Origin of the sequence: Nonomuraea sp. KM88 (genome assembly GCF_052245635.1) — a bacterium.
GTDB lineage: Bacteria > Actinomycetota > Actinomycetes > Streptosporangiales > Streptosporangiaceae > Nonomuraea.
In genome coordinates this window covers 790983-807030 of sequence record NZ_JBQQCC010000001.1, presented here as the reverse complement: position 1 = coordinate 807030, position 16048 = coordinate 790983, and the positions used below count along the sequence as shown (strand labels likewise).

Annotated in this window: 12 protein-coding genes; all 12 read left to right on the top strand. The window is 70.4% G+C overall.

The window, feature by feature from the left end; all coding sequences use genetic code 11:
- The first annotated feature begins 71 nt into the window (after positions 1–71).
- The 12 genes from ACTWPV_RS03730 (at position 72) to ACTWPV_RS03675 (ending at position 16043) form a co-directional block, all read left to right on the top strand.
- Positions 72–1547 (top strand): pectinesterase family protein, encoded by a 1476-nt coding sequence (locus ACTWPV_RS03730; protein WP_443150598.1) that lies wholly within the window; start codon positions 72–74, stop codon positions 1545–1547.
- The gene (locus ACTWPV_RS03725) at positions 1534–2838 is read left to right on the top strand and encodes a hypothetical protein (protein WP_443150597.1); all 1305 of its coding nucleotides are present in this window, start codon (positions 1534–1536) and stop codon (positions 2836–2838) included. The genes ACTWPV_RS03730 and ACTWPV_RS03725 overlap by 14 nt, the downstream gene beginning before the upstream one ends.
- A gap of 88 nt (positions 2839–2926) precedes the next feature.
- Positions 2927–3790 (top strand): nucleoside hydrolase, encoded by an 864-nt coding sequence (locus tag ACTWPV_RS03720; protein ID WP_347642086.1) that lies wholly within the window; start codon positions 2927–2929, stop codon positions 3788–3790.
- Between the two features lies 1 nt (position 3791).
- Complete coding sequence (locus ACTWPV_RS03715; RefSeq protein WP_443150596.1) at positions 3792–4781, top strand: sugar phosphate isomerase/epimerase family protein; 990 nt, start codon at positions 3792–3794, stop codon at positions 4779–4781.
- Positions 4778–5686: a transketolase gene (locus tag ACTWPV_RS03710; RefSeq protein WP_443150595.1), complete on the top strand. Its 909-nt coding sequence runs from the start codon at positions 4778–4780 to the stop codon at positions 5684–5686. The genes ACTWPV_RS03715 and ACTWPV_RS03710 overlap by 4 nt, the downstream gene beginning before the upstream one ends.
- Entirely contained in the window at positions 5683–6702 is a 1020-nt protein-coding gene (locus tag ACTWPV_RS03705; protein ID WP_443150594.1) for a transketolase family protein, read from the top strand. The genes ACTWPV_RS03710 and ACTWPV_RS03705 overlap by 4 nt, the downstream gene beginning before the upstream one ends.
- Positions 6692–8206, top strand: a complete 1515-nt coding sequence (locus ACTWPV_RS03700; protein WP_443150593.1) for an FGGY-family carbohydrate kinase — start codon at positions 6692–6694, stop codon at positions 8204–8206. The genes ACTWPV_RS03705 and ACTWPV_RS03700 overlap by 11 nt, the downstream gene beginning before the upstream one ends.
- Positions 8196–9218 carry a sugar-binding transcriptional regulator gene (locus tag ACTWPV_RS03695; protein ID WP_347642081.1) on the top strand — a complete coding sequence of 341 codons (1023 nt, stop codon included), beginning with the start codon at positions 8196–8198 and terminating at the stop codon, positions 9216–9218. The genes ACTWPV_RS03700 and ACTWPV_RS03695 overlap by 11 nt, the downstream gene beginning before the upstream one ends.
- Positions 9219–9632: 414 nt before the next feature.
- The gene (locus ACTWPV_RS03690) at positions 9633–11849 is read left to right on the top strand and encodes an Ig-like domain-containing protein (RefSeq protein WP_443150592.1); all 2217 of its coding nucleotides are present in this window, start codon (positions 9633–9635) and stop codon (positions 11847–11849) included.
- Between the two features lie 18 nt (positions 11850–11867).
- On the top strand, positions 11868–13853 hold the full coding sequence (locus ACTWPV_RS03685) for an ABC transporter substrate-binding protein (protein WP_443150591.1): 1986 nt from the start codon (positions 11868–11870) through the stop codon (positions 13851–13853).
- Between the two features lie 9 nt (positions 13854–13862).
- On the top strand, positions 13863–14861 hold the full coding sequence (locus ACTWPV_RS03680; protein ID WP_347642078.1) for an ABC transporter permease: 999 nt from the start codon (positions 13863–13865) through the stop codon (positions 14859–14861).
- A 6-nt stretch (positions 14862–14867) separates the two neighbouring features.
- Positions 14868–16043 carry an ABC transporter permease gene (locus tag ACTWPV_RS03675; protein WP_443150590.1) on the top strand — a complete coding sequence of 392 codons (1176 nt, stop codon included), beginning with the start codon at positions 14868–14870 and terminating at the stop codon, positions 16041–16043.
- Positions 16044–16048 lie beyond the last annotated feature (5 nt).

Here is a 16048-nt window from a genome sequence, read left to right as displayed (position 1 = left end):
CTTGACCGGACCTGTTGAGACGTATACATATTTATTCACAGCCAACTATCCATTCGCCATGAGAGGTGCAGGTGAAGGCAACCATCACGGTGCTCGCGACCGCGGCGGCGCTCGTCTTATGCCCGGTGACCGCACAGGCCGAGGCGGGTGACGAGCCGCGCTTCTCGGTACCCGGGCGGGGCGGCGGGACCTGCGTCGACGCGCCCCTGACCATCACGTTCCCCGAGCCGCCGGCCCTGGGCACGACCGGCGCGATCGAGGTGCGCCGCGCCGACGGCACGCTCGCCGACCGCATCGAGGCCGCCACCGCCAGGACCGACAGGAAGAACGTCGGGAGCGCGATCTCCGACACGGGACTGCCGCACGACTTCTCGTACGAATCGATCATGATCGAGGGGCGCCGGGCCGACGTCTACCTGCACCACCGACTGGAGTACGGCCAGGAGTACTACGTCACCGTCGACCAGGGCGTGTTCGCGGGCTTCGACGGCGTGCGGGACCCACGGGCCTGGCGGTTCACGACGACCAGGCGCGAGCCCAAGCCGGGCCGGCTGACGGTGTCGGCCAAGGGAACCGGCGACTTCTGCACCGTGCAGGGCGCCATCGACGCGGTGCCGACCGGCAACACGACCCCGGTGACGATCGACGTGCGGCCCGGCGTCTACACCGAGATCGTCTACGTCCGCGAGGACCGCCCGCACATCACCATCAAGGGCTCGGGCGCGAAGCGCACCGTGATCCGCTATCCCAACAACGACCTGCGCAACGGCGACAAGGCGCTGAGCGACGGCGGCCCCGAGGACGTGTGCCCGCGCCGCGTGCTGGAGACGTCCGACCTGCACAACTGCTGGCGGGCCTCGTTCGGGGTGGACGCGTCCGACTTCCGGATGAGCGACGTCACCTTGCACAACACGACGCCGGACGGCGGCTCGCAGGCCGAGGCGTTCCGGGGCAACAACGAGCGCATCGCGCTCGAACGCGTGCACCTGCGCAGCTTCCAGGACACGCTGCGCCTGCAGGGCAAGGGCTTCGTGAGCGACAGCCACATCAGCGGCGACACCGACTTCGTCTGGGGCACCGGCACGGTGTTCATCCAGGACACGGTGCTGGAGTCGACGGACCGCGGCTACATCTCGCAGAGCCGCAACGACGAGACCCGCCCAGGCACGGTGTTCGTCAGGACCAAGCTGACACGGGCGCCCGGCGTGCCGGACGGCTCGGTCGCGCTGAGCCGCAGCGCGGTGTGGCGGTTCACGCACAGCCAGGTCGTGTACATCGACACCGAGATGGACGGCCACATCGACCCGGCCGGCTGGCAGATCGACCCGAACGACTGCGCGCAGGCCCAGCAGACGTCCTTCTGGGAGCACGGCAGCACCGACCTGTCCGGCCGCGCGATCGACACCTCGCAGCGGCTGGCCTGCTCGCGCCAGCTCACGGACGCCGAGGCGAAGCAGTGGAGCGACCCGGCGTTCGTCCTGGGCGGCTGGGATCCGGAGCGGGGCCACCGCGGAGAGCACGGGAGCCGATCTGATGCACACGAGTGACGAGAAGGGCCCGGGCGCGGCCGGCCCTGTGAGTGGCGCGGCGAGCCGGCGCGGCGTGCTGGGCGGGATTCTGGGCGGGCTCGGCGCGGCCGCCGTCGCGGGCGCGGCGGCGCCGGCCTCGGCGGCCACGACCCGGAGCGCGGCCCGGGCCACGACGGGGACGGCCGCGGCGGGCGGGCTGGGGGCCAAGCGGCCGCCGCGCCCGGCGGCGCCGGTGAACCAGGAGATCGCCGCCAGGTTCGGCCCCGAGTACCGGACGCTGCCCGGGGCCGTGGCGGGCGTCGACATCGAGCCGCTGATCGGCATCCACTCGGCCGCCGACATCGCGGCCAGGCGCACGGCCATGGCGGACTACATCTGGAAGGGCGCGGGCCTGCCCACGTCACTGCCGGAGGTGGAGAAGGGCGTCGACGCGCCCGACTTCGCCTCGCTGACCGGCGTGCGCAGGATCGACCTGCTGACGGTCCCGCTGCGCTACCGCGTCTCGGCCAAGGTGTACGACCTCCTGCCGCGCAAGGGCTGGAACCGGCGGCTGGCCCTCTATCACAACGGGCACGGCGAGCCGTTCGACACCATGCTCCGCACCGTCCAGGCGCTGCTGGACAGGGGCTACCGGGTGATGGCGTACGCGATGCCGTTCCACCACTGGAACGCCCAGCAGATCGCCGACCCGGACGACCCGGACACGCTGCTGCCCGGCCCCTCGCACAAGGAGCTTCCGCCCTGGGAGAGGTCCGGGTTCTCGACGCTGACCTTCTTCCTCGAACCGCTCACGGTGACCCTGAACTACGCGGCGGCGACGTACCGGCCGGCCTCCGTGGAGATGGTCGGATTGTCGGGCGGCGGCTGGACGACCACGGTCTACTCCGCGCTCGACCCGCGGGTGACGCGCAGCTATCCGGTGGCCGGGTCGCTGCCGTTCTTCCTGCGCCCGGCCTCGCCCAAGCCGAGCCCGACGATCGGCGACTTCGAGCAGACGAAGGCGGCGCTGCCGGGCTTCTACGCCGCCGAGTCCGACGACTTCCTCGACATGTACGTGCTGGCCTCGATCGGCCGGGGGCGTGGCCAGCTGCAGATTCTCAACCGGTTCGACGACTGCTGCTTCAACGGGGTCGGGCACCGCGCCTACCACGCCCCGGTGCGCGACCGGGTGGCGCTGCTCGCGGGCGGGCGGCCCGAGGAGGGGCGGTGGGACATCCTCGAGGACGCCACGCACGAGGACCACACCATCTCGCCGCACGCGCTGTCCGTGATCCTCTGGGATCTTGACACCTCAAATATCACAACCTAATATCGGAATATAGATACATTACTGAATAAATATTCAGGCGGAGGATTCCGTGGCGGTCAGGACTTTTTCCCACCGGCGCCGGGTGATCGTGAACACCGATGCCAAAAATGAGGCGGACGACCAATTCGCGATCGTGCACGCCCTGCTCTCCCCGAGCCTCGACATTCGAGGTCTGGTGCCCGCGCATTTCGGCAACAGACGCACCCGGTCGAGCCTGGAGGAAAGCCGGGAGGAGATCGAGCTGCTGCTGCGGCTGATGAAGCTCGACGGCCAGGTGCCGGTGGCCGACGGCATGCCGTACGCGCTGCCCGACGTCGGCACCCCGGTCATGACGCCGGGCGTCGAGCTGATCATCTCCGAGGCCATGCGCGACGTGGCCGAGCCGCTCTTCGTGGCGTTCCTCGGCCCGCTCACCGACATGGCCTCGGCCCTGCTCCTGGAGCCCCGCATCGCCGAGCGGGACGTGACCGTGATCTGGATCGGCGGCGGCGGTTACGACGGCAGAGGGGGCGACCCGGGACGCCCCGAGTTCAACCTGTCCAACGACATCGTGGCGGCCAACATCGTGTTCTCGTCGGCGCTGCGGGTCTGGCAGATCCCCGCGCCGACGTACCGGATGATGGCGGTCGGCTACGCCGAGCTGGACGAGAAGGTCGCGCCGTACGGCGAGATCGGCGACTACCTCGTGCGCCAGCTCGTCGAGTGGAACGAGAGCCAGCACGGCGGGTCGATCGAGTTCCGCGTGCTGGGCGACTCCCCCGCGATCGGCCTGATGTTGCACCCGGCCTGCGGGACCTGGGTGGAGCGGCCCGCGCCGAACTTCCGCCACGACGGCTCGCACGACTTCTCCGTCGCGAACCGGCCGATCCGCACCTACGACTCGATCGACGCACGGTTCATCCACGAGGACTTCTTCGCCAAACTGCGGGCCTTCGCGCAGAGGAGGGTGTGACATGAGCGCGCTGACGTTCGGCGCCGGGATATGGGCGTTCGGGCAGATCGTCGACCGGTACGCGACCGACGGCTACGGGCCGTCGAGGAAGATGACCGAGATGCTCGACCTGGCGGCGTCCGTGGACGGGCTGGAGTGCCTCGACATCAACGTGCCGTTCGCCGAGGGCGTCTCCAAGACGTCCGAGCTGGCGGCGGCGCTGGCCGAGCGCGGCCTGCGGGCCAGGGCGATCACGCCGCACCTGTACACGCGGGAGTTCGTCAAGGGGGCGTTCACCAACCCCGATCCCGCCGTGCGCGAGCGCGCCGTGGAGCGCGTGCACGAGGCGGTCGCCGTCGCGCGGGAGCTCGGTGCCGGCTACGTGAAGTTCTGGCCCGGCCAGGACGGCTTCGACATGCCGGGACAGGCCGACTACGCGCGGTTGTGGGACCTGACCGTCGCCGCGATCCGGGAGCTGGCCTCGGCACACCCGGACGTGCAGTTCGCGATCGAGTACAAGGCCAAGGAGCCGCGGGTGCGCATCACGCTCTCCGACGCGGCCCGCACCCTGCTGGCCATCGAGGAGGCCGGCCAGCCGAACGTCGGCATCGTCATGGACTTCGGCCACTCCCTGCTGGCCGGCGAGACGCCCGCGGAGGCGGTGCAGCTCGTGCACCGGCGCGGGCGGCTCGTGTCGGTGGAGCTGAACGACAACTGGCGCGGCTGGGACGACGACCTGCCGGTGGCGTCGGTGCACCTGTTCGAGACCATCGAATACCTGCTGGCGGTGCGGCGCATCGGCTGGAGCGCGCCGGTCCTGCTCGACCAGTTCCCCTTCAGGGAGGACCCGGTGCGTGCGCTGTCGCAGAGCATCGCCACGATCCGCATGCTGGAGCAGGTGTGCGACCGCGTCGACCTCGACGAGCTGCGTGACGCGCAGGAGCGGCAGGACGCGCTCAGGGCCCAGGCGCTGCTCTGGGCGGCGCTCGGAACCGCACGCGAGACGCCGTGACCCTCACGCAGACCGCCGGCGGCCTCCTGCTGCCCGACCACGACGCCATCGGTGAATGGCGCCGGCTACGCGACCGCCTGGCACACGCCGACCGGGCCGCCTCGGCCGCCGCGCTGGCCGCGCTGGCGGGCGGGATCCGGCGCACGGTGATCAGCACGATCCACGCGGTGGGCCTCGGTCACACCGGAGGCGACCTGTCCGTGACCGACATTCTCACCACGCTGTACGGCGCCGTGCTGCGCATCGACCCGGCCAGGCCGGACTGGCCCGAGCGCGACCGCCTCATCCTGAGCAAGGGACACTGCTCGGTCGCGCTCTACACCACGCTCGCGACCTGCGGCTTCTTCCCCGCGGACCGGCTGGCCACGTTCGCGGCCCCGATGTCGCCGCTCAACGGCCATCCCAGCCGCAAGGCGGTGCCGGGGGTCGAGACCAGCTCGGGCCCGCTCGGGCACGGCCTGCCCGTCGGCGTCGGCGTGGCGGTCGGGCTGCGCCTGCGCGGGTCACCGGCCAGGACCGTGGTCGTTCTCGGCGACGGCGAGCTGCAGGAGGGCAGCAACTGGGAGGCCGCCATGACGGCGGCCCACCGGGGGTTGTCGTCCCTGACGGCCGTCATCGACCGCAACGGACTGCAGCAGGGCGCGCCCACCGGCGACACCAACGACCTGGAACCGCTCGCGGACAAGTGGCGGGCGTTCGGGTGGGAGGTCGCCGAGGTCGACGGGCACGACCATCTGGCGCTGCTGGACGCCGTGACCGCGCCGCGAGCCGGACGGAGGCCGCGGTGCGTGATCGCGAGGACCGTGAAAGGGCGAGGGGTGTCGTTCATGGAGGACCGGGTGGAATGGCATCACAAGGTGCCGGATGCCGAGCAGACCCGCATGGCGCTCGAGGAACTGCGTTGATCGTCGAGGAGACGCACGACTGCAGGGACGCCTTCGCCGCGGAGTTGGTGCGGCTGGCCCGCGCCGACAGCCGGATCGTGGCCGTGTGCAACGACTCGGTGGGGTCGAGCAAGCTGGGCGCCTTCGCCCAGGAGTTCCCCGACCGGCTGATCAACGTCGGCATCGCCGAGCAGGACATGGTGGGCATCGGCGCGGGGCTGGCCAACGCCGGGCTGGTGCCGTTCGTGTGCGGGGCGGCGACGTTCCTGACCGCGCGGGCGCTGGAGCAGATCAAGGCCGACATCGCCTACAGCCTGGCCAACGTCAAGTTGTGCGGGATGAGCCCCGGGCTCGCCTACGGCGCGCTCGGGCCCACCCACCACTCGACGGAGGACCTGTCGTGGTTGCGGGCCATCGCCGACCTGCCCGTCGTCGTGCCCGCCGATCCAGCGCAGACCAGCGCGGCGATCCGGTGGGCGGCGGAGACGACGGGGCCGGTGTTCCTGCGGATCGGCCGCTTCCCCGTGCCGGACGTCTCGCCGCCCGGCGGCCCCGCCTTCGCCTACGGGCGGGCGGCACGGCTGCGGGACGGCGACGACGCGACGCTCGTGGCGACCGGCACGATGGTCAGCCGCGCGCTCCAGGCCGCCGCGCTGCTCGCCGAGCACGGAGTGGACGCCCGGGTGGTGAACGTGTCGACGATCTCCCCGCTCGACCGCGAGGAGATCGTCGCCGCCGCCCGGCAGACCAGGGCGGTCGTCACGGCCGAGGAGGCGGTGCCCACCGGCGGGCTCGGGGCGGCGGTGGCGGAGGTCGTGCTGGAGACCAGGCCGGTGCCGATGCGGCTGCTCGGCCCCCGTACGTTCGCGCCGACCGGCGAGACGGCGTTCCTGCTGGAACACTTCGGGCTCACCGCCGAGGGCATCGCCCGCTCGGCGCTGGACGTGCTGGGCCTCGGGCACGGCGACCTCGGAGGCGGCGGCCGCGAAGGCGGCGGCCACGGCGGCGACCTTGCGGGTGCGGACCATGACGGCTGACCCGCTGGTCCTGGGCGTCGACCAGGGAACCAGCGCCACCAAGGCGATCCTCGTGGACGCCGCGGGCGAGACGGTGGCGCGGGCCTCCGTGCCGCTCGCGCAGCGGCATCCGGCGCCGGGCATGGTCGAGCAGGACGGCGAGGAGCTGTGGCGCGGCGTCCGCGACGCGGCGTCGGCCTGCCTGGCCGGTGCGCCGCCGGGACGGGTGGTCGCCGTGGGGCTGAGCGTGCAGCGCGAGTCGCTGATCCTCTGGGACCGCGCGTCGGGCGCGCCGCTCAGCCCGCTGGTGAGCTGGCAGGACCGCCGGGGCACCGCCCTGTGCGCCCGGCTGGCCGCCTCCGGCGCCGCGCCCATGGTGCGCGGGATCAGCGGCCTGCCCCTGGACCCGATGTTCTCGGCGGCCAAGGCGGCCTGGCTGCTCGACCACCACGGCCGGGAGAACGGCCGGCCGGGCGGGCTCTGTCTGGGCACGGTCGACTCGTGGTTGTTGCACCGGCTGGGCGCCGGGCACGTGATCGAGGTCGGCAGCGCCTCCCGTACCCAGCTCATGGACGTCCGGGAACGCCGGTGGAGCCCGGAGCTGCTGGAGTTGTTCGGGATCCCCGAGGAGACGCTGCCCGCGATCGCGCCGTCCGCGGCGCCCTCCGTCAAGGAGCACGCCGACGCCGCCGCGCTGCACCCGTCCCTGGCCGGCGTGCCGGTCAGCGCGGTGCTCGGCGACTCGCACGCCGCCCTGTTCGCGCACGCGGCGGGCCGTCCTGGACGGGTCAAGGTCACGTACGGCACGGGCTCCTCGGTGATGGGACTGGCCGACCCGGGAGCCGATGGGGACGAGGGGTTGTGCCTGACCATCGGCTGGCAGGACGAGGCGCCCGCGTACGCGCTGGAGGGCAACATCCTGTCCGCGGGGGCGACGATCACCTGGCTGGCCGGGGTGCTCGGCACGGAGCCGGAGGAGCTGGCGCGGCTGGCGACCCGGGGCCGCAGGGGCGCGGTGCAGCTCGTGCCGGCCTTCGGCGGCCTCGGCGCGCCGTGGTGGGACGACCAGGCGGTGGCGGTCATGACGGGGTTCGGCCTCGGCACCGGCAGGGAAGACCTCGCCAGGGCGGCGGTCGACTCGGTCGCGCTGCAGGTCGGCGATGTCGTGGCGGCCCTGGAGCGGGCGGCGGGCCCGGTCGACGAGCTGCTGGCCGACGGGGGTCCCACCGCCAACGCCGACCTCATGCAGTGGCAGGCCGACGTGACCGGGCGCGCGGTGCGGGTGGCGCGACGGCCCGAGCTGTCCGCGCTTGGGGCCGCTCACCTGGCCGGGGTGTCGTCCGGTGTGTGGTCCCGCCGGGAGCTGTCCGGGCTGCCCCGCCACGGCCGGTGCTACACGCCCGGCCTTCCGGTGTGCGAGCGCCGCCGCGCCCTAGCAGAATGGCACTCAGCAGTGGGCCGGGCTCGCCACCGGACCAGCAGGAGCGGCGGAGCCGAAGCGGAGGCCAGCGATCGTGGGAGCTGACAGTCAGTTCGAGAAGAGCCGTGTCGGCGGCGAGCCCGTGAGGTACTCCGGGCGCCGGCTCAGCCAGGAGTCCGAGCGCATGCGGCTGCTGGTGCGGGTCGCGCGTCTCTACCACGAGCACGGCGTGCGCCAGCCGCAGATCGCCGCCCAGCTGCGCATCTCGCAGCCGCGGGTGTCCCGGCTGCTCAAGGAGGCCGCGGAGATCGGCATCGTGCGCACGGTCGTCGTGGTGCCCAGCGGCGTGCACGCGCTGCTGGAGGAGGACCTCGAGCGCAAGTACGGCGTGGAGCAGATCATCGTCGTGGACGCCGCGGGCGACAACCACGACGTGGTGGCCGCGCTGGGCTCGGCCGGGGCGACCCACCTCGACGCCACCCTCATCGGTGGCGAGCACCTCGGCATCTCGTCGTGGAGCGCGAGCCTGCTGGCCACGGTCGAGGCGATGCAGCGCCGTCCGGTGCGGGTGGCCGAGGAGGTCGTGCAGCTCATCGGCGGCGTGGGCAAGGGCTCGGCGCAGGTGCAGGCCACCCGGCTGGCCGCCCACCTGGCGGATCTGACGGGCGCCGAGCCGGTGTTCCTGCCCGCTCCGGGTCTGGTCGGCACGCCGGAGGCCCGCCGGGCGCTGTCGGAGGATCACGTGGTGCGGCAGGTCGTCGAAGCGTGGTCGCGGCTGACGACCGTGCTGGTCGGCGTCGGCAGCCTCGACCCGTCGCCGTTGCTGCGTGACAGCGGCAACGCCATCGACGAGGAGGAGCTGGAGACGCTGCGCGGTCTGGGCGCGGTGGGCGACGTGTGCCTGCGGTTCTTCGACGCCGACGGCCACCTGATCGACTCGCCGCTGGAGCGGCGCATCCTGGGCATTCCGGCCGACGACCTGCTGCGGGTGCCCCGGCGCATCGCGATCGCCGGGGGCCGGCGCAAGGCTGCGGCCATCCGCGCGGCGCTCAAGGGCGGCTGGGTGAACACTCTGATCACGGATGTGGGCGTGGCCGAGCAGCTGCTCAAGGACTGACCTCCGCTCCCCCGGGCGGCCATTCCGCCCCCGGGCTCTCTCTCGTGCGCGAAGGCCGCCGGGCATCTGGCCCGGCGGCCTTCGCCGTCTCCGCTCCCAGGACGCCGTGACGCGTCTGTTAACTGACTGTTTCATCCACGTACGTAACCACTCTTGACAGCCACAACCGTGTCGTTCACGATGTGATGAATCCACTCCATTCATGCCTGAATAAAAATTCTCAGCAAGCGCCAGCGTGGTTCCGGAGTCGTGCCGAAAGACGGCACAGCCCTGTCTGTTCGGGGCGGAAAGAGAGCGTTCCGCATGACCGAGGCCCTTGGCTTCGATCGCCATCATTCATCATTCAGCCGCCGGAATTTCGTGCGATCCGCGGCGTTGGCCCCGCCCGCCGTGGCATGGGCGAGCACATCGAGCGTGGCGGCGAAGCCGAGCCCGAGCCCGACCCCCACGGTCGAGGCGAAGGTGCGGGCCAAGGGCGTGCCCGCCTTCCCCGGCGCCGAAGGGGCCGGGATGTACACCACGGGCGGCCGGGGCGGCGCCGTGTACGAGGTGACCACCCTTGACGACGACGGCCCCGGCTCGTTACGCGAGGCGGTGGCGAAGTCCGACGGGACGATCGTCTTCCGGGTCGCCGGCAACATCCGGATCAAGGGCGGCCTCGACATCACCGGCTCCAACCTCACCATCGCCGGCCAGACCGCTCCCGGCCACGGCGTCACCGTCATCGGCAACGAGACGCAGATCAAGGGTGACAACATCATCCTGCGCCACCTGCGCTTCCGCGGCGGCGACGAGCTCGGCACCCCCATCGACACCTTCGGCGCCCGCGGCGTGCGGGACCTCATCATCGACCACTGCTCGTTCAGCTGGGGCGTGGACGAGTGCTTCTCCGTCTACGGCAACACCAACGTGACCGTCCAGTGGTGCGTCATCTCCGAGGGCCTGGTGAACTCGGTGCACCCCAAGGGCCGCCACGGCATGGGCGGCCTGTGGGGCGGCGACACCATCACCTACCACCACAACCTGCTCGTCCACGAGAACGGCCGCAACCCGCGCTTCAGCTTCACCGAGGGCATGAGCCTGGTCGTGGACCACCGCAACAACGTGATCTACAACCCCGGCATCACGTCCTGCTACGGCGGCGAGTGGTCCAACGGCATCAACATCGTCGGCAACTACTACAAGCCAGGACCGAACACGCGGCCCCCGATCGCCAGGACGATCGTGGCGCCAGGACGCTTCGGCCAGTGGCACGTCAGCGGCAACACGGTCGAGGGCCACGACGACATCACGGCCGACAACACGCTCGGCATCACCTACCCGGTCGGCGGCATCACGCTGCTACCCAGGCCGGTGGAGTTCGAGAACGGCATCACGGAGCAGACGCCGGCGCAGGCGTACGCCACGGTCCTGGAGCAGGCCGGAGCGACCCTGCCGCGGCGGGACGCCATCGACGCCCGGCTGGTCAACGAGGCGCGCACCGGCACGGGGCGGCACATCAACTCGCAGAAGGACGTGGGCGGCCCGCTGCCGCTGCCGTCCGAGGTGCCCGCCCCCGCCGACGGCGACCACGACGGCATGCCGGACGACTGGGAGACCGCGCAAGGGCTGGACCCGGAGAACGCCGACGACGCCAGGACGGTGGACGGCAGCGGGTACACGAACCTGGAGCGCTACCTGAACTCCATCCAGCGGGCCGGGGCCCGCAACCCCGAGGTGGCGATCCTGTCCCCCAAGGCCGACCAGCTGTTCGCGGCCGACCAGGACAAGCAGTCCATCGTGGTCAAGGCCGACGCCAAGGCCCTCGACGGCGCGTCCATCGCCACGGTCGAGTTCTTCCACGGTGACAAGAAGATCGGCGAGGCCACCGCGGCGCCGTACCAGGTGACCTGGGCGGACGCGACCGACGGCAGCCACTGCCTGACGGCCCGCGCGACCGACAGCACGGGATCGGCGACCACCTCGTCGCTGGTGCCGATCCACGTCACCCGCACCAGGACCCACAAGCCGTGGAAGGCGCAGGACATCGGCGAGGTGCCCATCCCCGGGAGCACGGCGCTGAAGGACGGCGTGCTCACGTTGAAGGGGTCAGGGAAGATCGCCGGCTGGAAGGACTCCTTCCACTTCGCCCACCAGGCGGTCGGGTTCACCAAGCGGGGGCAGGTCGTCGAGATCACCGCGCGGCTGGACAGCATGAGCGCGGGTCACATCGACGCCGTGGCGGGCATCATGGTGCGCCAGGACCTCGCGCCGAACTCGCCGTTCATGATGGCCGGCATCGGTTACTCCGCGAGCGGCGACGACGGCGCCGGCCTGCGCGCCAAGGCCATCAGGGTGGCCCAGAACGGCAAGGAGCCCAGCGTCGGCCTCTGGCCGTACGACGGCGAGGATCCGCTCAGCGTGAAGCCGTACTGGCTGCGCCTGGTCTGCCGGAGCCTGCCGACCGGCGACCACGAGTTCGAGGCCTTCCTCTCGGACAACTCGCTGAACTGGGACCGCATCGGCTACGAGCGCATCGCGATGCGCAGCGGCCGGTTCTACATCGGCCTCGCGGTCGACGGGAACCAGGAGGCGATCGCCGTCCGCAACTACACCACGGCGCAGTTCAGCCTCGTGAAGATCAATGGCTGACCAGACAGGAGCATGCTCATGACACCACAACCGTTGACGAGGAGGGGTCTGCTCGCCGGCGGCGGCTTCCTGCTGCTGGCCTCCGCCAGTGGATGCGGCTTCTTCGACACCAGCCCCGACACGGGCGGCAAGGTCGCGAAGGCGGCCGACCTGTCGGCCAAGGAGGCTCCCGCGCTGGCAGAGCTGGTCAGGAACGGCAAGCTGCCGCCGCTCGCCGAGCGCCTGCCCAAGAACCCCCTGGTGGTCAAGCCGCTGAAGGAGCCCGGCTCGTACGGCGGCACGTGGAACTCGGCCATGGTGGGCGAGGACGACTGGGACTGGCTGATCTACACCCTCGCCTACGAGCCCCTCGTCCGGCTCAAGCCCGGCACCAACGGCCAGAAGGGGCCGGACGACATCATCCCCAACGTGGCCGAGTTCGAGGTCAAGGACGACGGCCGGGAGTACGTCTTCCGGCTGCGCGACGGCCTGAAGTGGTCCGACGGGCAGCCCTGCACGGCCGACGACCTGTTGTTCGGCTTCGAGGACGTGACCGTCTACAAGGGCCTGCACACGACCGGCGTCTACGACCTCTTCCTGGAGAACGGCACCACGGACGAGCTGGTCAAGGTGGAGAAGGTGGACGAGCGGACGGTCCGCTACGTCTACAAGGAGCCGAAGGCGGGCCTGCTGTTCCAGATCGCGGTCGCCACGTTCGAGCGTGGCGGAGCCACCGGCCTCCTGCTGCCCAAGCACTACCTCAAGCAGTTCCACAAGAAGTACAACCCGGACGCCGACAAGCTCGCCAAGGAACAGCAGTTCGAGGACTGGACGCAGCTGTTCATGCAGAAGAACGACTGGGCGCACAACGCCGACATCCCGACGCTGCACCCGTGGAAGATCACCACCGCGATCGGCGACGGCACGGCGGTGGTGGCCGAGCGGAACCCGTACTACTGGAAGGTCGACGACCAGGGGCGCCAGCTGCCCTACATGGACCGGTTCAGGTCGGACCTCCTCGGCGACGTCGAGGTGGAGCTGCTGAAGATCATGAACGGCGAGATCCACATGCAGCTCCGCAACTTCAACACGCCGGAGAACAAGCCGCTGGTCGCGCAGAACGCCGGGAAGGGCAAGTACCGGCTGTTCAACGTGCCGAGCCGGCTGAGCAACACGATGATCATCCAGTTCAACCAGACGATCGGCGACGACGACCTGCGCGAGTTGTTCCAGAAGAAGGACTTCCGGATCGGGCTGTCGTACGCGATCAACCGCAAGGAGATCATCGACGGCGTGTACGCGGGGCAGGGCGAGCCCTGGCAGGCCGCGCCGTCCAAGAACAACGCCGTCTACGACGCGGAGTTCGCCAAGCAGTACACCGAGTACGACGTCGCCAAGGCGGGCGAGTACCTGGACAAGGCCGGGCTGACCGAGAAGGACTCCGCCGGCAGGCGGCTGGGCCCCGACGGCAAGCCGCTGATCGTCACCGTCATGACCAGCGCGGAGTTCCCGCACCATGTCCAGGCGCTGGAGTTCGTCAAGAAGCACTGGGAGGCGGTCGGGGTCAGCCTGCGCGTCGATCCGGTCTCGGACACGCTGTTCACCGAGCGCACGATGGGCAACAACCCGCAGGCGTCCACGTTCACGTGCAGCGACTTCGACGTGATCACCGGCACCGGCGGCAGCCACTACTACGTGCCGAGCAACTCAGGCAGCGCCCGCTACGCCATCCGCTGGGCCCTGTGGTACGGCAGCAAGGGCAAGAACGGCGACGAGCCGCCGGCGGTGGTGCGCGAGCAGCTCGAGGCGTTCACCGCGATGCGCACCGAGCCGGACATCAACAAGGCGCTGGAGCACGCCAAGGAGGTCGTGCGGATCGCCAAGGACCAGTTCTACGCGATCGGCGTCAGCTCGCACCCCGACGAGTACGGCATCGTCTCCAACGAGGTCAAGAACGTGCCCGACTCCATGTCCGTCTGTCCCGTGAACCCCGGGCCGACCCAGCCCGAGCAGTACTCCTTCTGAGGCGCCGGCATGCTGGGTTATTTCGGCCGCCGCCTGCTGTACGTGGTGGTGACGATGTGGGCGATCTCGATCGCCACCTTCGTCATCATCAACCTGCCGCCGGGCGACTACGTCTCGACGCTGATCGCGAACGCGCAGGCGGGCGGCGAGGGCCTCACTCCGGCGGAGATCGAGAACCTCAGGCTGCGCTACGGCCTGGACGATCCGATCTTCCTGCAGTACTGGCGCTGGATCACCGCGATCCTGCTCCACGGCGACTTCGGTCAATCGTTTGCCTGGAACCAGCCGGTCGCCACGCTCATCGGCGAGCGGGTCGCGCTCTCGGCGATCCTGTCGATCAGCTCGCTGCTCATGGTCTGGGCGATCGCGTTCCCCATCGGGATCTACAGCGCGGTCAAGCAGTACTCCTGGGGTGACTACGGGTTCTCCTTCCTCGGCTTCATCGGGATGGCGGTCCCCGAGTTCATGCTGGCGCTGGTCCTCATGTACATCGGGTTCCGCTACTTCGGGGCGAGCGTGGGCGGCCTGTTCTCGCCGGAGTTCCAGGACGCGGCCTGGAACCTGGGCAAGGTCCTGGACCTGGCGGGACATCTGTGGGTGCCGATCCTGGTCATCGGGGTGTCCGGCACGGCCGGCATGATCCGGGTGACCAGGGCGAACCTGCTCGACGAGCTCTACCGGCCCTACGTGCACACGGCCAGGGCCAAGGGGCTGCCGGAGTGGAAGCTGCTGCTGAAGTACCCGGTGCGGATGTCGCTCAGCCCGTTCTTCAGCACGGTGGGCTGGCTGCTCCCGGGGCTCATCGGCGGGGAGACCATCGTGTCGGTCGTCATGAGCCTGCCGACAGGGGGCCCGCTGCTGCTCAGCGGGGTCATGAGCCAGGACATGTACCTGGTCGGCAGCTTCATCATGATCCTCAGCACGCTGACCGTGGTCGGCACCGTGGTGAGCGATCTGGCGCTGGCGTGGTGGGACCCGCGAATCCGCAAACGGTACAAGAGAGAGTAGCGCCACATGTTCCTCAGGCGACCGACGAAGGAAGTAGGGACGCTGCCGCAGTGGCGGCTGATGTGGCGGCAGTTCCGCCGGCACCGGCTCGCGATGGTCGGCGCGGCGATCCTGATCCCGGTGTACTTCGTGGCGATCTTCGCGGAGTTCTTCGCGCCGATGTCCAGCTCGACGGCGAACACGTCGATGACGTACGCGCCGCCGCAGACGGTGCGGTACTCGGGTGAGCACGGCCTGCACGTCTACGGGTACACGACCGAACGCGACGCGACGACGTACGCGCAGACCTACACCGAGGACCCCGCCAAGGTGATCAGGGTGGGGCTGTTCGTGCACGGCGACGAGTACAGGCTGCTCGGGCTGATCCCGTCCGACATCCACCTGATCGGCCCGGTCACCAAGGGCGAGCCGGTCTTCCTGCTGGGCTCCGACGAGAACGGCAGGGACCTGCTGTCCAGGCTCATCCACGGCGCCCGCGTGTCGTTGTCGATCGGGCTGGTCGGGGTCGCCGCCAGCTTCTTACTCGGCATGCTCATAGGCGGCATTTCCGGATATTTCGGGGGCGGCGTCGACAACGTCGTGCAGCGGGTCATCGAGTTCCTGATGGCGATCCCGACGTTGCCCCTGTGGATGGCGCTGTCGGCCGCGCTCCCCACGGACTGGGGGCCGCTGACCCGATATTTCGCCATCACGGTGCTGCTGTCGCTGATCGGATGGACCGGGCTGGCCAGGGACGTGCGCGGGCGGTTCCTGTCGCTGCGCGAGGAGGACTTCGTCACCGCCGCCCGGCTGGACGGCGTCGGCCGGCTGTCGATCATCTTCCGGCACATGATCCCGTCGTTCGCCAGCCACATCATCGCCTCGCTGTCGCTGGCCATCCCGGCCATGATCCTCGGCGAGACCAGCCTGAGCTTCCTCGGCCTGGGGCTGCAGGCGCCGGCGGTGAGCTGGGGCGTGCTGCTGGAGGGCGCGCAGAACGTGCGCGTCGTCGCGAACGCTCCGTGGCTGCTGGCTCCGGGCGTCGCGGTGGTGGTCGTCGTGGTCGCCATGAACTTCTTCGGAGACGGCTTGAGAGACGCGGCCGACCCGTACGGATCGGCGAGCCGGGCCCGGAGAAGGAAGCCCCGCTGGCGCCGGGCGCGACAGGCGAGCACGACCATCAACCCGGCGACAGGAAGGTGAGCAGG